At 35.0% G+C, this 25,019-nt stretch carries 13 protein-coding genes and 1 other RNA gene; 8 read left to right on the top strand and 6 right to left on the bottom strand.

Translation table 11 applies throughout. The annotated features are described in order from the left end of the window. Positions 1-43 precede the first annotated feature (43 nt). Both CPHY_RS17825 and CPHY_RS17820 read left to right on the top strand, forming a co-directional pair. On the top strand, positions 44-418 hold the full coding sequence (locus CPHY_RS17825; protein WP_012201436.1) for a TIGR04086 family membrane protein: 375 nt from the start codon (positions 44-46) through the stop codon (positions 416-418). Between the two features lie 497 nt (positions 419-915). Next, on the top strand, positions 916-4,899 hold the full coding sequence (locus CPHY_RS17820; RefSeq protein WP_012201435.1) for an Ig-like domain-containing protein: 3,984 nt from the start codon (positions 916-918) through the stop codon (positions 4,897-4,899). A gap of 191 nt (positions 4,900-5,090) precedes the next feature. On the opposite strand, the gene CPHY_RS17815 is transcribed toward CPHY_RS17820, so the two are convergent. The 4 genes from CPHY_RS17815 to CPHY_RS17800 all read right to left on the bottom strand — a co-directional run bounded on the left by CPHY_RS17815 (position 5,091) and on the right by CPHY_RS17800 (position 10,365). Further along, positions 5,091-6,266: an ISL3 family transposase gene (locus CPHY_RS17815; RefSeq protein ID WP_012200343.1), complete on the bottom strand. Its 1,176-nt coding sequence runs from the start codon at positions 6,264-6,266 to the stop codon at positions 5,091-5,093. 279 nt (positions 6,267-6,545) lie between these two features. Beyond that, positions 6,546-7,871: a DHHW family protein gene (locus CPHY_RS17810; RefSeq protein WP_012201434.1), complete on the bottom strand. Its 1,326-nt coding sequence runs from the start codon at positions 7,869-7,871 to the stop codon at positions 6,546-6,548. Between the two features lie 104 nt (positions 7,872-7,975). After that, the gene (locus CPHY_RS17805) at positions 7,976-9,385 is read right to left on the bottom strand and encodes an MBOAT family O-acyltransferase (RefSeq protein ID WP_012201433.1); all 1,410 of its coding nucleotides are present in this window, start codon (positions 9,383-9,385) and stop codon (positions 7,976-7,978) included. A gap of 254 nt (positions 9,386-9,639) precedes the next feature. Then, positions 9,640-10,365 (bottom strand): Ig-like domain-containing protein, encoded by a 726-nt coding sequence (locus tag CPHY_RS17800; protein WP_012201432.1) that lies wholly within the window; start codon positions 10,363-10,365, stop codon positions 9,640-9,642. A gap of 311 nt (positions 10,366-10,676) precedes the next feature. On the opposite strand from CPHY_RS17800, the gene CPHY_RS17795 reads away from it, so the two are divergent. The 3 genes from CPHY_RS17795 (at position 10,677) to ssrS (ending at position 13,193) form a co-directional block, all read left to right on the top strand. Next, on the top strand, positions 10,677-11,378 hold the full coding sequence (locus CPHY_RS17795; protein WP_012201431.1) for a response regulator transcription factor: 702 nt from the start codon (positions 10,677-10,679) through the stop codon (positions 11,376-11,378). Further along, positions 11,375-12,916, top strand: coding sequence for a sensor histidine kinase (locus CPHY_RS17790; RefSeq protein WP_012201430.1), 1,542 nt, complete (start codon positions 11,375-11,377; stop codon positions 12,914-12,916). Before CPHY_RS17795 ends, CPHY_RS17790 begins: the two co-directional genes overlap by 4 nt. Before the next feature lie 97 nt (positions 12,917-13,013). Continuing rightward, positions 13,014-13,193: non-coding RNA, 6S RNA (gene ssrS / locus CPHY_RS21410), on the top strand. 108 nt (positions 13,194-13,301) lie between these two features. Here the strand turns inward: ssrS and CPHY_RS17785 are convergent. After that, on the bottom strand, positions 13,302-14,243 hold the full coding sequence (locus CPHY_RS17785) for a radical SAM protein (protein WP_012201429.1): 942 nt from the start codon (positions 14,241-14,243) through the stop codon (positions 13,302-13,304). 396 nt (positions 14,244-14,639) lie between these two features. On the opposite strand from CPHY_RS17785, the gene CPHY_RS17780 reads away from it, so the two are divergent. Beyond that, entirely contained in the window at positions 14,640-16,583 is a 1,944-nt protein-coding gene (locus CPHY_RS17780) for an NAD(+) synthase (protein WP_012201428.1), read from the top strand. A 191-nt stretch (positions 16,584-16,774) separates the two neighbouring features. Here CPHY_RS17780 and CPHY_RS17775 read toward each other — a convergent pair whose 3' ends face one another. Next, entirely contained in the window at positions 16,775-17,251 is a 477-nt protein-coding gene (locus tag CPHY_RS17775) for a hypothetical protein (protein WP_012201427.1), read from the bottom strand. Between the two features lie 205 nt (positions 17,252-17,456). On the opposite strand from CPHY_RS17775, the gene addB reads away from it, so the two are divergent. Together addB and addA are read left to right on the top strand one after the other, a co-directional pair. After that, positions 17,457-20,900: a helicase-exonuclease AddAB subunit AddB gene (gene addB, locus CPHY_RS17770; RefSeq protein ID WP_049762422.1), complete on the top strand. Its 3,444-nt coding sequence runs from the start codon at positions 17,457-17,459 to the stop codon at positions 20,898-20,900. Beyond that, positions 20,857-24,990 carry a helicase-exonuclease AddAB subunit AddA gene (gene addA / locus CPHY_RS17765; RefSeq protein WP_012201425.1) on the top strand — a complete coding sequence of 1,378 codons (4,134 nt, stop codon included), beginning with the start codon at positions 20,857-20,859 and terminating at the stop codon, positions 24,988-24,990. Before addB ends, addA begins: the two co-directional genes overlap by 44 nt. Positions 24,991-25,019: the final 29 nt, after the last annotated feature.

Raw genomic sequence — 25,019 nt, 5'->3', positions numbered from 1 at the left:
ATATAATACACTAGAAATTTGTACATGTAGAAAGGAAAAGAAAATGGAGAGGATGTCTGCAACTAAATCTCGTGCGGTTTATTTATTAAAGGCCTTGGTTATTTCCTATGTTATAACCTTATTTTTACTGCTAATTGTTTCTTTTGTGATGCATCAAACGGGTATGGGAGGAACAGCGGTTAGTGTGGCAGTAGTTGCGATTACTGTGCTGTCTGTATTCATTGGAAGTTTTTATCTTGGGAAACATGTAGAACAAAAGAGATTTATATGGGGACTGACTGCGGCTATGATTTACTTTATTGTGTACATATTAATATCCCTTTTAGTAAAAAGTGATAGTCCAGTTGATTTTCTAGAGTATGGGAAAAAACTCTTAATAATTGCAGCAAGTGGAATGTTAGGTGGAATGTTAAGTTAAAAGTTAAAATGTAATTATTGTTTCAAAGTTTTCTATAAGTAAGAGTAAAAGGCAACTCATTCACTCAGAGAAAAAGATGCGAGGAATGAAATAAAGGAAGAGATAAAGAAAGAGATAAAGGAAGAAATAAAGGAAGAGATAAAGGGAGAAATAAAGGGAGAAATAAAGGAAGAGATAAAGAAAGAGATAAAGGAAGAAATAAGGGAAGAGATAAAGGGAGAAATAAAGGAAGAGATAAAGGAAGAGATAAAGGAAGTAGATAAAGAAAGAGATATAGTATGAAAAGAAGTTCTAAGACTCGGAAATGCGGAGTCTTAGAACTTCTTAATCTTTTGTCGAAATTGTTTCATAACCGTCATGAATTGTTTAATCTTTTGACTTATATTTGCCTTAAATTTTCCTTACCATTTAAATGATAATAATGCTAATTTTTCCGAGATTAGTGTATAGATAACATGGCAATAAGTTAACGAAAGGCAAAAGGTAGGAGTGATCAAATGGCATATAAAAAAATGAAGAAGTACTTAAAGAAAACAATAACAGCATTGCTGGCTGTTGCTATGACAGCAGGTTGTTTGGCTGCAGGGGTACCAGGCAAACAGGTTTTGGCTGCCACTACTTCAGGCACGTCTGCTACAAGCAAAGATAATGCTGATACAAAGACAAATGAAAAAGATAAGTTAAATTTTAGATTTATCTTAACAACAGATTTACACGGTACAGTTAGTAGTGTTGATTATATCGGTGGAACTAATTTTCCGAATACTGGGTTATCTCGTGCTTACCAGTTGATTGAAAAAGCAAGGGAAGAGGTTGGAAAAGCTAATGCGGTAACCTTAGATGCTGGAGATGTACTATTCGATGCTAGTATGGAATATATTATGGATCAGGATTCAGACGTTGTTCAGCCAATCTATCAAGCTATGGCTCTAGTAGGATACGATGCAATAACATTAGGAAACCATGATTTTGATTATGGAAAGGACTATTTATTACAGCAGCTTGCAGGATCTGGTTTGATGGATAAGGTAGTTGTTTCGAACTTAAAAAACTCAAAAGAGAATTCATATCCATTTTTACAAAATATGATAATAACCCGAGATGCGGTAACGGCATCAGGAAAAAAGGTCACCATTAATATTGGTATCGTTGGAGAAACAATACCGACATTATCAACAAAGACAGATGACTACACTGGTATTTGGAAAACAGAAGACATTGTTGAGAATGTTCGTAAGGAATCAAAGTTACTAAAAGAGCAGGGAGCCGATATTGTAGTTGCTTTAGTTCACTCTGGATTTGGTGAAGAAGAACCAGAATCTATGGCTACGAATGCAGCTTATGCGTTGACTAAGATTGATGAGGTTGATGTTATACTTTGTGGTCATGAGCACAATGCTTTTCCAAACCCAAAATCAGATAACAGTTCCTATAATTCAATGCCTGGTGTTGACCCTGTGAATGGTATTGTAAATGGAAAAGTTATGGTTATGGCGATGAATTTGGCACGTTCTATCGGTATCGCAGATTTAACTCTTGAATATGATCAGACTGCGGATAAATTTGAAATTGTTTCACAAAAAGGATCGAATCGACTAGTATCTGATTATAAAACCACAGAAAATAAAGCAATTGTAGATACCCTCTCTGAATGGAAAGAGGAGATGGAAGGCTATCGTTCTCATGTTGTTGCAACCTTAAAAGATGGGGTAACTATTCATAACTTTTTTAGTTTGTTAGAGGATAGTAATGCCCTTCAGTTACAAAATGATGCCAGGATTGCATATGCTAGAAGATATATCGAACGTTTTGATAAAACGTATGCGAATTACCCAGTAATAGCTGCGGCATCCAATTATAGCTTTGGTGCAAATTCTTCAGATGATTATGTTAATATCAGTGGACAAGTAAAACAATCAGATTTATTTACGCTTCAATCGTATCGTCAATATACTTGTATTTATAAGGTGACTGGTGCACAGTTACGTGAGTGGATGGAATGGTGTGCGGGTATGTATAACACAATGGATTCAAATGACATGGTATACTTAATATCAGACGAATGGCAAGACAACTGGGCAAATTATTTCGTGTTTGATGGTATTCAGTATACTATCGATCCTTATGTAAAACCAAGATATAATATTGATGGCATTAAAATAAACAGTACTAGAAGAATAACGAATCTTACTTATAATGGTCAGCTGGTTACAGATGATATGGAATTTATCATTGCGAGTAATTCATTATCATCACTTGCTAAAACAAATCCAGTGTTTCAATGGGCGAATACACAAATGATAAGAAATCTGTATCGTACCCAAGTATTAATTACAGAGTTTTTACAAAATGAAATCAAAACTGGAGGCTATGAGCCAGTTCCAGATTATAATTGGAAACTTGCTTTGAATAAGAACCAGGAATTTATTATCAAGGTTCCTAAGATGGCAAGTGATTTAGCAGTCAAAAGTGATTGGTATAAGGAAACCTTAATTGAAGGTGACGAATATAATTATTATTGTGGAAAATTATCAAATGAACCAAAAGTTAAAGAACCCTATATCGTAGTGGCACCTGGTATTTTAGATCCTGTTGCTGAAGGATATGATATCTACGTTGATGCCTTTTCGAGTTTTGGAATTAAAAGTATTAAATATATGTATGGTAATTTGAAAATTGATGCCGGAGAATGGGTTATTGCTAGAAATGTTGAAAAACATAAATTCTCTGTTCCTGGGAACTCAAATATTTCTATTCTTGTTGAAGATAATAATGGTAATAAAAAATTATATACTCTAGTAATAGATAACATCGGAGTTAAGGAAATGGCTCCACCAAAGGTTTGGTCTTTTAGTAATAAAAAGAGTAGTATAACTGGTAGAACGGAAGCAAATGTAACAGTTGTGATTGAAACACAAGATGGGAAAATATACGAAGGCCGTTCAACTAGGGATGGCTCGTACTCTGTAAGCATTCCTTCTCAAAAAGCTGGATCTTTATTATATGTTTATGCTAAGGATGTACCAAATGATCGCCAAAGTAATAAAGTTAAGGTTAAAGTAAAAAGAAGTGGTCCGGACCAGCTAAGCGTGGTTAAGTATTTTAATAATTCTGATGCATTAACTGGAAAGACTAACGAAGAGGATGCACTTGTTATTGCAGTAGTAGACACCATTCGAAGAGTATACATTCCAAAAGATGGTGGTGAAAATCGATTAGCACAATGTACTGAAATAGACTTAGATAATTTTAGTGTAATTGAAGTAGATGAAACAGTAGATGAGAAAGGTAATTTTTCAATCCAATTACCAAACATTGATGTTGGTTATACTATAAAGTTATATAATATAGACCATGTTGGTCGAGTTAGTAAAGTAGCCACTACTTCAATACTGGAGGGGGGGCCATATTCTCCAGAAGTTGAAGAAATAACTAACATGGATAATGAAATATATGGTAATGTTAAATCTGTTACTGGTGAAAAGCAAATAGAAGTTACTATTGTTGCTGGGGGATCAGTATATAAAACTAAAACTGATACTAGTGGCTATTTTAGTATGGTACTCAATAATACATTAAATGTGGGTGATGAAGTAACGGTATATGCAGAAGACTTTATAAATGGTAGCAAGCGTATTAGTCGCCAAACAAAATTATTAGTTTCAGATATGAAAGAGCAACAAGAAACTAAGAATGTATCTATTGCAGATATTGAATACAATGTAACTACTATTAAAGTTACTTATCTACCATCACGAGATATTTCACTAGCTATACCAACGGCGGAAGGTATAAAAGTTATTAATGGAACAACTAATAGTACAGGTATATTCAATTATAAGGTTACTGATAACTTAGTTCAAGGTGGCTATGTTTACGCATACCATAGAAATAATTTAGGAAATCTTATTGCTTTAACTACAAAGATTGTTAAGTATGAGAAACCAAAGTCTCCAATACTACTAACTGAAATTACAAATACTCATAAAAACCTTAAAATTGTAACGGAGCAGAATAATTCAGTAATAGCAACAATTGGAAATAAAGTATATGAATCAAAATCAGGAGTATATAATAAAAAATACAAGGGTTATGTCCATACAGTTGCTATTGAGAAGGTAAATTCAGGTACCAAAATTATTATCCATGCATTAAATGAAACTACTATGAGCGATCCGCTTGAAATTAAAGTTGTTAAACTTGCACCTGATATGCCTATTGTAAAACCTATTACAACAGGGCAAATGACAATTGAAGGTAGTGTTGATGTATTCTTATCAGGTAATGAGGGTGAAGCGACTATTAAGAACTCAAAGACTAAAGTATATGCAAAGATTGATAATATTAACTATACGGGTGTGATTTCTGATGATGGTACATTTACGATAAAGGTACCTAAATTGAAATCAGGATCGTTAATTAAGATTTATGCTTCTAATAAAAATGGATATGGTCCAATTAAAACAATTATATTACCATAAAATATAGCATGACTGCTAATAAATTGATAAAAATAAAGGAACTGCTTGTTTAGAAGGCTCTATGTCAAGTCTTGGGGTATAATTGTTATCAATCATGCTCCATTACTGGATGTAGAGCTATTTTTATATTTGGGGCCTATAACATATATTTTTGGGCATACGAAATAAACCTCGTGCCAGTCTATTGTTATTTAGTTACAAGAGTGTAAAATACGAGTACGGAAACGTTCAAAGTTTCGAATACCATAGGAAATACGTTTAAGAACTTTTATCTTATTATTAAAACCTTCTGTTGGTCCGTTTGTAATTCCATATTTAAAAGAATTTAATATTTCTTTTCCCCAGTGACGGTATGTGGCAGCACATTTTTCAAACTCTGCTATACCAGAACTTTCTGCATTGCGAATCCATTCGTAAAACTGTGTTCTCTGAAAGGAGAACTTAGTACTTTGACAAATATTATAAAACCATTCTTTCAACATATGCGCTTTTCGTAAGTCATCATTGTAATAAAGCATCAAGTCACATGCTTTTTTGTATTCGTCTTCTAGTTTATGATAGCGTGTTAAAATCAGTTTATGGCTTCGTTTATAGTATTTTCTTAAAGAAGTAGGCATTGTTTTTTGAAGTCGCTTTCTTACATTTTCAATTGCCCAGGTGACTTGACGAATAAAATGATATTTATCAATAATTACTTGTGCATTGGGGAAATAGCTATGGGCTAAATCCACATATGGCTGCCACATATCACACACAAAATATTTTACACGATATCGCTCGCTACGGTTTATATTCCGAAAATAGGCAGATAAGTGAGGTTGTGTGCGGTCAGGAAGGATATCCATAATGGAGCGCTGCTTTGGATTAACGATGATACATTGATACTTTCCAGTCTCAGCATTGCCTTTATATTCATCAATGGATATCGCGTCTTTTAAAGAAGGGCAAGTATAATGGATTGTGTCTAGAATCCTTACAATAGTAGCGGATGAAACATTGGCTTTATTAGCAACAGATTTTAGTGAAGTAGTATCTCTTAATTCATTTACTATGTATTGAGTTAAGCGAGTAGATCTTTGCTGATAACGAGCAAGGAAAGAATACTTTTCACTAAATCTTTTTCCACAAGAACATCGATAACGTCGCTTTTTTAAAACTAGGTAACAATGCTTTAGTTGAAAGGGCAAGTCCTTGATGGATTGCCAACGGTAATCATGAATTTGCTTGGTATGGCGACCACAGCAAGGACAAGTTTGTACGCTAGCCTTTGTTTCAATAAAGATTTTTACATAGGAATCCCCATGAATTATATTTTTTACTTTTACCTCTTTTAAATTTAGTAGTTTATTGATACAATAATTATGCATTTATGCAACCTCCTGGTGATTTGTTTCGAGACTGGCACTGGGAGGTTTTTTATTATTATAAAATAAAAAACGTTGGAGTAGCGAATTAATTTCACATACCCCAACATTTATTATAGAGCCGTTTAGAATAACGAAACGGGCAGTTCCTTATTTTATATTTAGCATACTATTATTTTCCACAGTTAAGGTTAAAATTTTCTTTATAATTATTGTTAAACAATTACAATGTTGAGAAATCATTAATTATTAATTTATTTTTCTTGTAGCTCTTTAACATAGCTATTCATAATTATAAAATCGAAATTGTCTATAATAAGTGGAACGCTTTAATGCAGAAGGATTATATAAAATTACGACATAATCATAAGGTGTGGTTTCCTTCTTAATAAAATCCATTAAATAACTCTCGGTAAAATAACGTAAATCAATAATGTCGACTTCATGAAAGTTTAAAGCCATAAAAGAGGCAATCGGTTTGCCGTAAGAATCTTGAACAAATAAAATTTTACCTTTTTGAACTTTATGATTAATGATTCGGCCTAAATCAGGATTACCACCAAGGTAGCAGTTGTCTCGATAAGCAAGTGGCGTATTAGGGTCATCCATTCGTTCAGGGTAGAATACGGACTCTTCAAAGGTACCATTTCGAACCAGATAGAGGGAACCATTTGCATCAAATTTCATATAGGTAAGTTTCGTTTTAAAGTTTGGATAAATAAAAGTAAAATCATCAATACCTGCATACCTTTTACCTACTCGATTTGCTAAGGAGCCTATAAAGGATTGCTTTAAGGTAACCTGATTATAATTCGCTCCATTATAGGTTTGTTTGTTATATTGAAATTCATAATTTTTTTCCATATAATCTAGCATATACTGGTAAGCAAAAAATGCAGCTTCTGTTGTCCAGTGATGGTCTGTATTAAAAAAGAGACTAGGATAATCTAAAAAGTTGTTGGCAAATACCTCTCTAAAATCGATATAATCAATCTTAAGTTTATTAAGACCCTCCAGTAATTTATCTGCGTTCTTATTCGGGTAATCCTTTAACCCATAAGGTAGCTGATTATTATCTCGGTTTACCTTATATGGTGCTTGCACATATAACAGCTTTGTACCGACGGATTTTAGGTACTTATCTAGTACAGTAAAATTTTTATGAGCAATTCGAACTCCAATGTCTGGATAAGTATATGTCAATTGACCATTATCCATTTTATATACCGTATTATTATCATTTGATTCTGGTATCATTCTTTTTTGCAAAATTCTTTGTGCCAATCCATTCCAATCGATTAAGGATAACCTACCGGGAATAGATTCGTTGATTACCGATTCTGTCTTGGAAAAAACGGTTCCTAGCTTAGCAGAAATTGATGTGGTGGAAGAGACTGGTTTTTGCTCGATATTCTCATCAAGAATATCTTCCTCATCAAGATCTTGATTCACATTTACGGACAAAGTTTTATTTATGGACTTCTTAATATCTCGTATTATATTAGGAGAATTAACCCATAAACAAATAAAATAAGCCATAATAAATAGAATAAACAATATCGCAGTTATTAGATTTCCAATATGCAAAGAGTGTTTTTCTTTATCCATATTAATACCATGCCTTTCTTAGCCTGCAACTTTGGGCTGCAAGTACAAAGTTGCGAACTTCACTCCTGTAAATATTTCAGTGCATTTCAAAAATCGCATATATTTTAAAAATTAAAGTAAATAAAAGGATTGTATGCTCCTTTCACGATATAAGTAATCGATACTAATAAAAGCAAGATATAAAACACAGGGGTAAGGACATTACTTATTGTTAACTCATAATAATTGATACGTTTCTTTAAAGAGGTTAATAGTGGTGTAGAACAGATAATAGCAAATATAATAAAGATAACATTATCTAAAAAATAAAATCTTGCTAAGGAATCAGTGTAAATACCTCCAACACCAAACATTTTACCAAGATAAGAGAAAGCTTCCGGTAAATCAATAGCGCGGAATAAGACCCAACCAATGCATACAAAGAATAGGGTGTATATATGCCTTACGATACGTAGACCAGAGGTTCTTTCAAAACGAGCTAACTTTTCCACCGTGATTAAAACAAAATATAAAAATCCCCATGCTATAAAGGTCCAATTTGCACCATGCCATACTCCGGTTAATATCCAAACGATAAATAGATTACGGACTAGCTTAAGTTTGGTGTCTACCCTACTACCACCTAAAGGGAAGTATACATAGTCACGAAACCAACTTCCCAAAGAGATATGCCATCTTCTCCAAAATTCCGAGATAGAGGCAGAAATATAAGGATAATTAAAGTTTTCATCAAAATGAAAGCCAAACATTTTTCCAAGGCCAATTGCCATATCGGAATATCCGGAAAAATCAAAAAGAATTTGAAATGAGTACGAAATTGCACCGAGCCATGCAAATGCTGTAGATAGTTCATCATTTGGTAGAGTAAATGCCTTATCAGCTACAATAGCAAAGTTGTTGGATAATAGTACTTTTTTTGAAAGGCCAATAATAAAGCGGACACAGCCATCGGAAAAGTCCGTGATGTTTTCTCTTCTATGATCGATTTGATCTGCAATTGTTTCGTAGCGAACGATAGGGCCAGCAATTAATTGTGGGAATAAGGCTATATACAGACCGACATTTAAAGGATTCTTTTGAACTATTCCTTGTCCTCGATAAACATCAATGACATAGGAGATAGCTTGAAATGTAAAGAATGAAATTCCGATTGGAAGTGTGATATTTGGAATCGGAAACTTTAAAGAGAAAAGCACGTTGATATTAGTCACAGTAAAAGCTAGGTATTTATAAATAAAAATAATACTAAGGTTGTATAGTAGTGTGATTATAATCAAGATTTTGCTAATCATCTTATTATTTCGATGTAAATCAATATTAAGACCGATTACATAATTAACTAGGATTGAGAGAAGCATAATTAGCACAAACCAAGGCTCTCCCCATGCATAGAAAAGAAGACTGGCTAAAAATAAGAATATATTTTGAATCAATCGCCGCGAATAGAGGGTATAGTATATAATTAATACAAATGGTAGAAATACTAGAAGAAATATACTTGAGGAAAATATCATAATGACCTCCGAAATTTTAAAAGTTCTTTCTGATAGTATTATCAAAATTAGTTAAAAGATACTCGTTATAGCTACTACTTACTCGGATCAATTAAGAACTAAGTTGTTATTTCAGTGCAGTTTATAATCCCACTGAAAACAAGTAGGTCTACTTCTCGCTTTACGCCTCGCTTAAAAGTAGGGACGGACTTGCTTGTTAGGTTAAATTATAGAAAAAATAGACCATCGAATTGATGGTCTATCCATGTTATTTTTTATTTAGATGACGTATTAGAAGTTGATTTCGCTGCTGGGGTTATCGTTGGTTCGAATTCATCCCCATCCTCTAATTGAATTGTGTCATCTTTTTCCACTACTGTAATGGTACACTTTGTTATTGTATTATTATCAAGAATTGCATAAACTGTAGCAACTCCAACACTTTTCGCAGTTGCTCTGCCACCGGAACTAATGGAAACGATGGAGGAATCAGTGGAGGAGAATTTTGCAGTTTCTACTGTATTATACGGTACAATGATATACTTCAATGTAGTTTTCTGGCCAAGAACCATCTTAAGCTCTGTTTTAGTAAAACGAATACTAATTGCGGGTACACCAACATTGATATCACATTGTAAGGTTCCAATTGTCTTATTGCCTTCTTTTACAGTAACGGTTACAGTTGCGGTTCCGATTTCAACGCCAGTAACCTCACCCTTATCATCTACAGAGACTAAATTGGTATCACTAGATTTATAAGTAACAGTTTGAGTTGCTGTAACATTGTATACTTTTAGTGAATAAGTTTTACCTTTCACTAAATCTTTGCTTTTTACATTTAATTTAATTTCGTTTTGGGTATCTTTAGAGGCTGAAGAAGCTTCTTCTACAGTAGCTTTTGCATAAACTTTAGTACCCTTGCTGGTAAAAGGCAAAAACAATACAAAGATAAGCAGGAAACTAAGGACAAATATGCACTTTTTAATTTTGCTATAGGTCATAATATAGTCCTCCTTACTATTTTTCTTTGTGTCACATCCAAGTTCAGTATAAACGTATATTTTGTCAGAATAATGGCAAAACGTTAAAAAATCTTAAGAATCTGTGCTAAAATATTAAGATTTTATTTCGAAAAAGGTCTTGTCTTATGTGACTTTATTCAATATAATGTAGATATACTTGGGTTATTATGTAATAAAATACAATATAGGGGTTACTCTTCTATAATTTTTTATTTTGCCCTTAGTATTTGTATCATTTAATACAATTATTCATAAGATAAAGTTGTGATGAAGAGATGGAGGTGGCTTGAGTGCAACATATTCTAATTGCAGATGATAATCCAGATATTACAGATGTACTGGCAGCCTATGCGAAAAAAGAAGATCTGGTACCAGTGATTGCTGCCGATGGAGAAGAGGCAATCCGGATGTTTCGACAATACAACCCTGCCGTTGTATTATTAGATGTCATGATGCCTAAGGAAGATGGCTATGAGGTTTGCCGAAAAATCAGAGCAAAATCCGATGTACCTGTTATACTAATTACGGCACGCGGGGAAGACTTTGAAAAGATTATGGGTCTAGACATTGGTGCTGATGATTATATTGTAAAACCATTTAGTCCTAGTGAAGTTATGGCTCGTATACGAGCTATACTACGTCGAATGACTAAGAAGGAAAATGAACAAACTTCGGAGAATGTTTTATCCATCGCAAACTTAGAGATTAATTTGGAGGAATATACCTTACATATCGGTGGCACTAAAATTTCTCTAACAAAAAAAGAAATCGAAACCATGTGGACTTTGGCCAGTAATCCAAATAAGGTTTTTACAAGAGACAACTTGCTTGATAGTCTATGGGGCTTTGATTATTTTGGTGATAGCCGAACTGTAGATTCCCATATAAAGCGCTTGCGAGCTAAACTTGATATGTTAGAGCATCCAAATTGGTCCATCAAAACAATTTGGGGTGTCGGATACAAATTTGAGGTTGATGAAGATGTGCGATGAACGAGAAAAAATTAGAGTTAATTAGTAATGAAGTGGAAGAAACACCAGAAAATGTCCAGGATAAAATAAAAAAAAAGAGTAGATTATATAATCGTCTATTTTTTAAAGTATACTTAAATTATGCGCTTATGGTCTTGCTTTTTGCTATCGTGCTTGGAAGTGTTTTTCTTCAGCTAAGTGAAAAAGCAACAAAAAATAATTTAAGGCAGCAATTATTTAGTCAGGCAAAGGTTATTGCAAAGAGGTATAATGAGTTTGTAATTAACGAAGAAAAAAATAGTTTGGATTATCTAGAGTTACTTCGTGAAGTCGGAGTTATTGCGGAGGATATCTGGGTTTTATCGAATCCTAACGCCAGTGCGCCTATGAATAGTGAGATTACCACAATGCCATTACAAGCTGTATCAAGGGAATACCAAGAAGTTTACCTTGGAGCATTTGCAGGAGAAGATACCTACCGATCCAGTTATAGTAAGACTTATGGGTTTGATACCATTTCTGTTGGAGTCCCAGTAAGAGGTGTTAATGGTGAAGTATGTGGTGCTATCTTATTAAATACAAAAGTGGAACGCCAAACAGAATCTATCCGAGATACCAAATCGATGATTTTCCTAAGTGCGATAGTTTCGTTAATTGTATCTTTTATTGTTGCAATTCTTTTTGCAAGACAGCTTGTAAGACCAATCTCAAAAATGCGTCAAACAGCGTTATTACTAGCTGAAAAAAAATATGAATCAAAAACGGGTATAGATAGAAAAGATGAAATTGGTGATTTGGCTAGAACCATCGATTTCTTGACGGATAAATTAATGGAGAATGAGGTCGTACGAAAGAATCTAGATCAAATGCGTATGGACTTCTTTGCAAATGTTTCGCATGAGCTTAGAACACCAATTACAGTGGTTCGTGCATATACAGAGAGCTTAGTTGATGGTGTAATTGAGGAGGAATCCACAAAGCAGCAATGTTATGAAAAGATGTTATTAGAATGCAAAAGTATGGAGCGTTTAGTTGGAGATCTTTTAATACTAGCGAAGATGCAAAATCCTGATTTTGTAATTGAAAAAGAGCCTGTTAATTTAACTCAAGTTTTTGAGGATATCCTTAAGACTGTTAGAACCATGGGCACTGATAAGCATATCAGCGTATGCCTTGATAATGATCATAACGTGCAATTGATGTATGGTGATTATGACCGTTTACGCCAGATGTTTTTAGTGATCTGTGATAATGCAATTAAATTTTCAAAGGAAGATTCGACCATATATATTTCAATTACCAGAGGAGAAAAACTTCGTATTTCGATACGAGATGAAGGAACCGGTATTGAAAAAGAGGAGTTGTCTAGCATATTTGATAAATTTTATAAATCAAAGTTACGTCAAAATGCGAAAGGTTCCGGTCTTGGGCTTGCTATCGCACGTCAAATTGCTTTGAAACATGGAGGAACAATCGAAGTATTCAGTACCATTTCGGTTGGAACAGAGTTTGTATTCTCATTTGACTATATCACGGAAGAAGAATTGGAACAAAGGTGAAAATTCGACATATAATGTAATAAATACTGGAAACCAATAATTACATTCTAATAATACTTGAAAAAATCGAAATATTGGGATATAATAATACCAAGTTAACTACCTGAAGTGCTCGATACTCTTGCTATTTTGAACCTACAATACTTTAAACGGGATTCCTATATTGGTGAGCGGATGTCAAGCCTCCGTTTGCAGTGGAAGGCAGAAACTTACTTGCGGTTACCCACCTAGCTTGTGCTAGGAGTCAAAATACAGGAACCGGCATTTTGGGGGTTACAAAAAAATGATTTTTTAGACAGCGTAAGCTGTCTTTTTTTATTAATATTGAAGCGCAATTTCTATAAAAAATAACGCTAGGCGGATTAGCACTCACCCTGGGGTGTTTTTATAACCCCTCCAAAGAAAACTCAGGAATAAAACTCTCACTAGCTGTTTGACCTTCTTGAATAAAAGCATTTGTAATTCCAAGTTCAATGGCAAAATCAATGACATCATTATATTCTCTTTTTGTTACTTTTCGATTAATCTCTGGATAATAAGATAGTTCAGCAAGAGGTGTAAATTGATTCATAATACTAAGATAAATGGTATCATGGTAAGTTTCATAAAGATAACTAAGAATTTTTTTTGAATCTGTTCGATGACCAGGCAGAACCAAGTGGCGAACGATGACACCACGCTTGATTGTATCATGCTCAAAGACAGGTATGCCAACCTGACGTATCATCTCTTTTATTGCTTCCTTTGCAATGATAGGATAATCTTTTGCATTCGAGTAGCGAAGTGCGAGGTTTTCATCCATATACTTAAAATCAGGAAGGTAGACATCGACATATCCATCTAGTAATTTAAGAGTAGAAACCTTTTCGTATCCGCTGGTGTTATAGACAATAGGCAAGGTAAGCCCATTTTGCTTTGCAAGTATCAAAGCTTTTACAATCTGTGGTACGTAATGAGTTGGAGTGACAAGATTAATGTTTGTAGCTCCTTTTTCTTGGAGAGATAAAAATATGGTTGAAAGATGTTCGATTGTAATTTCCTTTCCGACAGAACCATTTGCAATATTATGGTTTTGACAGAAGACACAGCGAAGCGTACAACCGGTAAAAAAGACAGTACCAGACCCGTCCTTTCCGGTAATACAAGGTTCCTCCCATAGGTGAAGAGCAGCTCTTGCACCAAATACATTTGCTGGCATACCACAATAGCCAGTTTTATTAAAACGATTGACCTTACATTCTCTTGGACATAAAGTACAAGCAGATAAAATATCTGTTGCTATTTCATTTATATTATTATAATTATCTTTATTTATAGATTGTAACATTAGCGTTCCTCTCTGTGGGTTAATACACTTGCATCCTAAAACAAATAGATGATGATTGTATTATAATAGCGATTTATTCTTTTGTAAATCTAAGTTATATGCTATCTATGCATTTACCACATTTACCACAAATAAATTATTGAGCTGCATTATATTCATAATAAATGAAAATTCACAAAGCTTACTTTTTTAATGTTATGAATAGATGGTAATTAACTACAACTACAGTCAGGGAATAAATGGGATTCGACTGCAAATTACATAGATAAACAAATCGGAATGTGGTATAATAACACAGAGTGATTCATGACAAGAAAAAGTACATGTAGCTTTCTTTTTTCTTGTATATGTGGTGAAACGTAATGATAAGCTTCGGAATAAGAAAGGACAGAGATAATGAGACACGGATTCGTAAAAGTAGCGGCTATTACACCAAATATTAAAGTTGCTGATTGTGAATATAACGTAAATGAAATAATCCATCAAATAGAAGAAGCAAAACAAAAGGGTGCAAAGGTAATAGTATGTCCGGAACTATGTATTACTGGATATACCTGTGAGGATTTGTTTTTACAGAATACCTTACTAAATGGGGCGCTGGATGGACTTAATAAACTAATCGATTATAGTAAGGATATTGATGCTCTTATCGCTGTTGGGCTCCCTTTTTTAAAGGATGGTAAGTTATTTAATGTTGCAGTAGTACTTTATCAGGGAGAATTACTTGGTATGGTACCAAAAAGAAATATCCCTAACTATTCTGAATTCTATGAAGCACGTTATTTTGGAAATGGAAATGATATTGTAGAGCATGTAACAATAAATCATAAAAAAGTGCCATTTGGCAGTAATTTAATCTTTTGTCATAGAGAAATCCCTTATCTAAAAGTAGGAATAGAAATTTGTGAAGATTTATGGGTGCCACAGCCACCGAGCGGAGGGTTATGTCAAGCAGGTGCAACTGTAATTCTAAATTTGTCAGCAAGTAATGAGACTACAGGGAAAGATATTTATCGTAAAACCTTGGTGAGTAATCAATCTGCACGTTTGGTCTGCGGTTATCTATATTCAAGTGCGGGAGAAGGAGAATCTACCACAGACTTGGTATTTTCAGGGCATAATATGATAGCGGAAAATGGAACGGTAATCGCTGAGTCAGAACGTTTTGTGAATGGCGTAATTGTTTCTGAGGTCGACCTTGAAAAAATAATCTCTGAACGTAGAAGAATTTCAACTTATCTTGTGGAAGAAAAGAAAGATTATACTTATTTAGAATATGGAGAATATGCCACAGAAAATAATTCTAATTATGATACCACGCTTAGTTTGACACGTTTTATTGATAAATCCCCATTCGTACCGACGAAGAAGGAAGAACGGGAAAAACGTTGTGATGAAATTATTCATATGCAGGCATTAGGACTAAAAAAACGTTTACAGCATACGGGAAGTAAATCTGTTGTACTGGGTATCTCTGGCGGTCTTGATTCTACCTTGGCACTTTTGGTGACTAGAAGGGCTTTTGATATGTTAGAGCTTGATCCTAAGGGAATTGTAGCAGTAACAATGCCTTGTTTTGGAACAACAGATCGTACTTACCAAAATGCTATCCTGTTAGTGCAGGAATTATCCGCTACGTTACGTGAGATTAGAATTAATGAAGCGGTAGAACTTCATTTTAGGGATATTGGTCATGACATTAATAAGCATGATGTCACTTTTGAGAATGGACAAGCAAGAGAGCGTACCCAAGTTCTAATGGACATCGCAAATCAAGTGAATGGTTTTGTTGTTGGCACTGGAGATATGTCAGAGCTTGCTTTAGGATGGGCAACTTATAATGGAGATCATATGTCGATGTACGGTGTCAATTCTTCCGTTCCTAAGACATTGGTTCGTTATCTGGTTTCATATTTTGCAGAAGAAGCAAAGAGTGACACCCTTAGAAATGTATTGAAGGATGTTTTAGATACCCCTGTTAGCCCAGAGCTTCTTCCTCCAAAAGACGGCGAAATAGTACAAAAAACAGAGGATGTAGTAGGTCCATATGAGTTACATGATTTCTTCTTGTACTATGTATTAAGATTTGGGTTTACTCCATCAAAAATATATCGTCTTGCCGTATATGCATTTAAAGATGACTATACGAAGGAAACAATTTATCGCTGGCTTACGATATTTTATCGTAGATATTTTCAACAACAATATAAACGCTCTTGTCTACCAGATGGACCTAAAGTTGGATCTGTAGCAGTTTCTCCTCGTGGAGATCTTCGTATGCCAAGTGATGCTTCAGTTTCTTTATGGATGAAAGACTTAGAAAGTATTCAAGATAATTAATAAGCAAAATTCACGAAGTGAGTGCTTTTGATTTTTATAACAAGAAAACATAAAAGTAGTATGAAATAAAGAGCTTATCATTTATCATTAGAAACAAAAATCGGGTTGCTGCAATTACTTGCAACAACCCGATTTTAGGGAAAGAAAGTCAGGATAAGTACTCACATATGTATGAATGCACGATTAGGTAATCATTTTTTCGTATCCGCTTGCTTATCCATGGAGTGATCCACTGGTGTGATAAGCGCCTTTTCCAGAGTTTTCTCTATAGCATCTAATAGGAGAGTCTGTGTGTATTTGCTATCCTCTTGGATTTGAATAGAGGCAATATCGACATCATTACATAGCTGTTCTGCAATGGAATTGATGGACTTCTCAACTAATGGATACAATGTTGTAATGGCTTCATCCAGGTTAATTAATTGAACCGAGTTAATGTGATTTTTATCAACAATGACTTCCAGATTTAGTGTACTGTCATTTAGGGCAACTACTGAGTTATAAACACCTGGTTTGTACATTGCGCTATCTTCGTTTGCTCCAGAATCCTTCTTGCTAGATTTAAACAAAGCCAGAAGTAATATGAGTAACACAATGCCTAATACTGCAAAAATCACTCCATATATTATCTGTTTAAGTTTAATTACAACTATTTTTGTATTTGACATCTGTTTTTCCTCCCAATTATGCTTTATACAGTTTATTAATCGAGTATAAAAAATATGATAAGATTAGCATAGAAACAGTAGACGTAATGTTATGCATAATTTTAGCGTTGATTCTTTGGCGTAGGGATACTTAATGTCATTTAATAAAAGGCATGACATGTTTTCGCATGAGGTACCAAATAAAAAATTGAAAGGGGGAGAAAGAATGTCACTACAATTTGTCATAGGGGGTTCCGGTGCAGGAAAGTCCTATCAACTATATCAAAGAGTAATAGAGAGTTCGCTAAAGGAGCCAAAAGGGAAATTTCTAATTCTAGTTCCAGAACAATTTACGCTCCAAACTCAAAAAGACTTGGTAACGATGCACCCCAAGAAGGGCATTCATAACATCGATATTCTTAGCTTCCTTCGTTTAGCGTTTCGCATTTTTGAGGAGACTGGCGGGAACGATCGTTTAGTTCTTGAAGATACTGGGAAAAGTATGATTGTTAAGAAAGTAATGATGGAGAAGAGAAACGACCTGATTTTATTTGGTGCTAATGTTAAAAAGCAGGGATTTGTAGAAGAGATGAAATCCATTATCTCAGAATTAGCCCAGTATAGCATTCATACGGATGAACTGCAAAAGATGAAGGAAGTAGCCAAAGGAAAGCCACTTCTTAATCATAAATTAACGGATATCATGACAATTTATCAAGCCTATGAGGAATTCCTCCAGGATAAATATATCAACTCAGAGGAAATCTTAGATCTTCTTTGTGATGTTATTGATGATTCTTCTTTTGTAAATGACAGTGAAATATGTTTGGATGGATTTACAGGATTTACACCATCGCAATATAAATTGCTATCGCACTTAATGAAAAAGGCGAAGTCAGTTACTGTAACAATAACAATGGATGAAAGTCAAATTAATCGAAAACAGGAGGAACATCAATTATTCTATCTTAGCGGTAAGATGGCGGAAAAGCTTACAGACCTTGCAATAACGCAAAAGATAGAGATAAAACCTCCAATTCTTGTTGCATCAGAAAATGGTGGATACTCTTATCGTTTTCATAATAGCATGGCACTTTCTGCATTGGAAAAAAACATCTTCCGATATCCATATAAATCATTTACTGAGGAGCAAGATGACATATCAATTACAGCAGCAAAAGACCCAATGGCCGAGGCACGTCATGCAGTGATAGAAATTACAAGGTTACTTAGGGAAGAAGAATATCGTTATAAAGATATCGCTATTGTTTCTGGTGCGATGGAGGTTTATGGTGATATTGTGAAAAGAGAGTTGGAGCTCGCAGGCATTCCTTGTTTTGTGGATCATAAGAAGAATATCCTTACAAACCCAGTGGTGGAATTTTTGCGTTCTGCACTTGATGTAGTGACTCATAATTTTGATTATGAAGCAATATTTCGTTTCTTAAAGTGCGGATTAACGGATTTTACGATGGATGAGATAGACCTTTTTGAAAACTATGTGATAGCGTTTGGTATTCGAGGAAAATACCGTTATGAGCATGAGTGGGAGAGAAAATATAAAACCAATTATGAAGTGGATCTAGAGAAAATCAATTATGTTAGAGAGTGTATTTTGAAAGAGTTTACACCGCTTTATGAAACTTTAACAAGTAAAAAGTCCTCGGTAAGGGAATGTGTAAACGCTCTTTATAACTTATTGTGTACTTATCATATTGAAGAAAAGATTCATATATTTGTTGAAAAGTTTAAGGCGCAAGGGGAGAAAGAAGATAAACTAAGAGCCAAAGAATATGAGCAAATCTATCGAATGGTTCTTGAAATATTTGACCGAATGGTAGAACTACTTGGGGAGGATGTATTACCGTTAAAGGAATTTAGAGATATTCTTGATACGGGTTTTCGCGAAGCGAAAGTTGGTTTGATTCCTCCAAGTATTGATCAGATTCTAGTTGGTGATATCGAACGTACCAGGCTAAAAGATATCAAAGCATTATTTTTCTTAGGAGTGAATGATGGAATCGTACCGAAAGCAAATCCTGGTGGTGGAATATTATCCGATGCAGAGCGGCAGTTATTTGCGGATCACGAAATCGAATTATCTCCAACGAAACGCCAGACCGCTTATCTTACAGAGTTTTATCTCTACCTTAATTTAACAAAGCCACAGAATAAGTTATATCTTTATTATAGCAAATTAGATGTTTCGGGAAAGTCGATTCGTGCTTCTTATTTGCTTGGAAAGATAAGTAAAATATTTCCAAAGCTTAAGATTTATGATGCAGATAGAAAATCGAGGGAAGATGAGTTACTTGGTACGGATCAAGGATTAAGCTATCTAATCTCTGTACTTCGAGATTATGAGGGGGAACAACCTAAACTTTGGAGAGAAGTATATCATTTATATGTGAGTGGTCAAATCAAAGGTAGGATATCATTAGACAAGGTATTACAAGGGGTATTTTATCAAAACTACGAACAGGGTTTAACCAAAGAAGTGGCAAGAAAGCTTTATGGGGAAACATTACTTGGCAGTGTAACCCGTATGGAAAAATATGCGGCATGTGCTTTTGCACATTTTCTTCAGTATGGTCTAAGTCTAGAAGAACGTCAGGAATATAAGATTTCCATGCCTGACATTGGGAGCTTGTTTCATGAGGCATTGGAACGGTTTTCGAAAGCTTTAAAAGAGTTAGATATTTCATGGCATGAGCTTCCGGAGGACGTTCGTATTTCTCTTGGAGAGCGCTGCGTAAGAGAAGCAGTAGAGAATTTTGGAAATGGAATTTTAGAAAGTTCGAAACGAAGTGCCTATTTAGCAACCAGAGTTGAGAGGATATTGCAAAGGACAACGAAAACTTTAACGCATCAGTTGCAACAGGGAGTATTTGAACCTGGAAGCTATGAGCAATATTTTTCTCATGCGGATCGATATCTAAACTTACGAGGACGAATTGACCGTGTGGATTTATATGAACAGGACGGTAAACTTTATGTTAAAGTTATTGACTATAAATCAGGTAGTACATCCTTCGACTTAATGAATTTATACTATGGTTTGCAATTGCAGTTAGGTGTTTACTTAAGTGCTGCTATGGAATTAATGAAAGAGCAGTATCCAAATCATGAGATACATCCAGCTGGAGTATTTTATTATAATTTAGATGATCCCATTGTTACAAAATCTAGCTCCGTAGAGGAGGATATTGAGAAGAAGTTAGCGATGAACGGACTTGTGAATGCATCTAAGGTTGTAGTGCCGCTTCTTGATACTAGCTTTTGTGGAGATGAGGGAGAACTTGCGCCCTCGACAAAATCAACAGTAATCCCGGTAGAGACTGGGAAGGATGGAACTTTTACAAAGAGATCTTCCGTAGCAAAAGAAGAAGAACTTATTACATTGACGGACTATATCAAAGATCTGATGCATCGTTTCAGTGAGCAAATCATGGAGGGAAAAGTCAGGCATAATCCTTATAGGGCCAAGAATCGAAATGCCTGTACTTATTGTTCCTTCCAATCTGTTTGTGGATTTGACTGTAAAGTGAGTGGTTTTTCGTATCGTAATTTAAAGACATTAAATAAAGAGGAAGTTTGGAATTTAATCAAAAAGGAGGATGAGTTTTTTGGCAAAGACGAGTTGGACACCGGGGCAACAGAAGGTAATTGATACTAGAGATTGCAATCTTTTAGTTTCTGCAGCTGCAGGTTCTGGAAAAACTGCTGTTCTAGTAGAGCGCATAATCAATCGGATTACGTCCGAAAACTCTCCGATTAATATTGATCAATTGCTTATTGTTACATTTACAAAGGCAGCAGCTGGAGAGATGAGGGAACGTATTGGCGCTGCGATTGAAAAGAAGGTATTGGAGCAGCCTGACAATGTTCATCTGCAAAAACAGCTGACACTTTTATATAGTGCTCAAATCACCACAATTGATAGTTTTTGCTTATCGGTAATTCGAAATCATTTTCATACCATTGACCTAGACCCTTCGTTTCGGATTGCAGAGGAAGCAGAATTAATGTTATTAAAATCTGATGTATTAGCTACTTTATTGGAAGAAAAGTATGAGGAAGGTGCTGAAGATTTTTTAGAATTTGTGGAATGTTATTCTGCTTCAAAATCAGATGAGCCAATTGAGAATTTTATATTAAAGCTATATCAATTTTCGCAAAGTTATCCTTATCCGCATGAATGGCTGGAGGAGAGAGAAAAGGATTTCTTAGTTGAGACAGCAGAAGATATCAATCAAACTAGCTGGATGAAACAACTCCTTCAATATGTTAAGGCAATCCTTCGTGAGGCTTCTGATTTGTGTGCAAAAGCAATCGAGATTACGAATTACCCGGATGGACCAAAGCCTTATCTGGATGCATTATTATCAGATCAAGAGATAATAGAAAGGCTCCTTAACTCTGATGCAGGTTCACAGCATTCGTACGAAGAGTATCAGGATGCATTTTCTAACATAACATTTGCGAGGTTATCTACGAAAAAATGGCCGGATGCAACAGAGGAAAGAAAAGAAGAAGTAAAGGCAATACGTCAGATGGTAAAAAAGATACTTTCTGATTTATCTGACGATTTCTTTTTTCAACCAATGGAGGACATGCTTACGGATATGAGAAAAGTCCGTAGGCCTATGTTGGTATTGTTATCACTTACTCATGACTTTTTAGAACGACTAGATGCTTCGAAGGAAGAGAATAATCTTGTAGATTTTTCAGATATTGAGCACTTTGCACTTAATATCCTAGTTACAAAAGAGGATGGGAATCTTGTTCCTACAAAAGTTGCAACTGAGATGAGCGAACAATTTGTAGAGATTATGATTGATGAATATCAAGATAGTAACTATGTTCAGGAATATATCTTAAGTAGTATTTCTAAGGTTACTAGAGGATGTCCGAACGTATTTATGGTTGGTGATGTGAAGCAGAGTATTTATAAATTCCGTATGGCAAGACCAGAACTGTTTATGGAAAAATACGAGCAGTATTCGACGGAGGAAGGATTATATCGTCGTATTGATTTAAGTAAGAACTTTCGAAGCAGAGCGGAAGTGCTAGATAGCATTAACGGAGTCTTTGAAAAGATTATGACAAAAGCCATGGGAGGAATTGAATATACCAAAGAGGTCTCACTTTACCCTGGTGCACAATTTCCAGAGATAGGGATGGATTTAGACAACACCTCTTTTCTATTCTCGGACACAAAGACAGAACTTATTATTCTAGATTTAAAAGAAGAGGAAGCTTCGATACCGGATTCTATGGATCGGTTGGATGTGATGGCGTTAGAAGAGGATGCAATAGAGCTTAGCAAGCGAGAATTGGAAGCGAAGGCTGTTGCTATGCGTATAAAGCAATTAGTGCATGGGGAGAGAGGATTCTCAGTAACGAAAAGAAACGGAGAGGAACAGGACCTAAAGCGTTGTCAGTACCGTGATATCGTTATTTTATTACGTACAATGTCTGGTTGGTCAGAGACCTTTACTGAAATATTAAAACAGGAAGGGATTCCAGCATATTCTGATACGCAGACAGGGTATTTTCAGACTTTGGAAGTAAAAACTGTTTTAAATTATCTTAGAATACTTGATAATCCAAGGCAAGATGCCCCGTTAACCGCTATTCTTTATTCTCCAATTGTAGGATTAAGTGCAGAACAATTATCATTTCTTAGAGTGAAACCGGGAAAGGGAGCAGAGAAGTTATCTATTTATGATGCTGCAAGAGAATGTGCTTTAAATTATTTGGAAATACAAGACGAAGTAACTCAACCGGAAGAAACTCAACCGGTTTATGACAGTATTATTCAAGCAGATTTGATGTATGAAAAAAGCAGCGCAGAGAAGACAGTTTCTATGGACAAAAACTTAATAGAAACGGGAGAGAAGTTAAAGCGTTTTTTTGCTACTTATGATAAATTAAGAGAAAAGGCTATATACCTTCCGGTTCATGAGATTATTTTAGAGTTTTTTAAAGAAACTGGATATGATCTTTTTGTCTATGCTATGCCAGGAGGAGAACAGCGAAGAAATAACTTAAATCTACTGGTTCAACATGCACTATCTTTTGAAGAAAGTAGTTACCATGGATTATTTCAATTTATCCGTTATATTGAAAGATTATTAAAATTTGAAATTGATTATGGGGAAGCCGGTGGACTTTCGGAGAATGACAATGCAGTTCGTATCATGAGTATCCACAAAAGTAAAGGTTTGGAGTTTCCGGTGGTAATACTTGCTGGAATGGGAAAACAATTTAATACGATGGATGCAAGGGAAAAAATTGTTCTTCATGCCGATTACGGAATCGGACCAGAATGCATTGATTATCAACTTAGAACAAAGTGTCCGACTCTGTTAAAACAGGTAATTAAAAAGAATATTGTGCTTGATAACCTAGGAGAAGAATTAAGGGTCTTATATGTTGCGTTAACGAGAGCCAAGGAAAAGCTAATTATGATTGGCAGTGCAAATGATGCAAATGATGTGTTTGATAAATGGAGACAAGATTCTACACCTGGAGTTACTCCTTTGCGGTTTCAAACATTGGCTATGGCGAAAGATTATTTTTCTTTTGTTGGTCCAGCAGCACTTTATGATTCTAGAATCCGAGTCATCACGCTTACACCGAATGATTTGTTGGAGGATGAATATGAAAAACAGACGGATATTAAGAATAAACAAGAGGAATTAAATCCATATAATTTCCTTCAAAGCTTTGAGGAAGAATCGGATGAGCAATCAGATGAAGAACGATCAGATGAAGAACGATCAGACGGAGAACAATCAGATGGAGAACAATCAGATGGAGAACAGCCTAGAAAAGACCTTTTAACAAAACTATCTTTCCGATATCCATATGAACATGAGGCAATGCTACCAATAAAAACTACGGTAAGTGAATTAAAAAAATTAAGCCAACAGGTAGATGAGGAATTGACAGAGACGTTTACTCAAGTTAAGGATGAATTGACAAAGACGTGGCCTCAAGTAGATGAGGAATTGACAGAAAAGTACCCTCAAGTTGAGGAATTGATAGAGACGAGCCCACCGGTAAAAGAGGAAAGTCAAATGTTAATAGAGCCTACTATACCTAAGTTTTTAAAAGAGGAAAAAGAACTAAGAGGAACGGAACGAGGAAATCTGTATCACAAGATTTTGGAACTGATAGATTTTTCGGATAATAAAACGAAGCTTAACTTAAGGGAGTTTGTTTCTCAGTTAGCAAATCGTGGTCTCATACAGGAAGAATCTATATCGAGTATTAATTTTGAGCGGCTTTCACGTTTTTTTGAGTCAGAACTTTATCAACGTATACAGATTGCTTATCAAAAAGGATATCTCTACCGAGAACAACCATTTGTAATCGGTATCCCAGTAAGAGAGATAAGTACACAGAAGTTTGTGCGGACGACGCAGGCACAAGCCTCCAGCATACTAAGCAAAAACGAAGATTTTTCACACGCGAATTTGTGCAGTTGTCCAAATTCACAGGATTACGAAAATGATGATTTAGTATTAATACAAGGTATTATTGATGTTTATTTTGAAGAAGAGGATGGAATTGTTTTAGTAGATTATAAAACAGATGCAGTGGGTGAATTAGGAGAAGAAGAACTCATAAGGCGGTATCAAGAACAAATACGCTATTATGAGAGGGCACTGAATCAGTTACTTGACAAAACGGTTAAAGAAAAGATTATTTATTCTTTCTCTCTTGGTAAGGAAATCAGAATAAAATCATAGTAGAACCATAAGAAAAAGCCCTAAATTAT

The organism is Lachnoclostridium phytofermentans ISDg, from assembly GCF_000018685.1.
GTDB classification, from domain to species: domain Bacteria; phylum Bacillota; class Clostridia; order Lachnospirales; family Lachnospiraceae; genus Lachnoclostridium; species Lachnoclostridium phytofermentans.
Note: the sequence above shows the minus strand (reverse complement) of the source record. Positions and strands in the feature narration are given on the sequence as shown.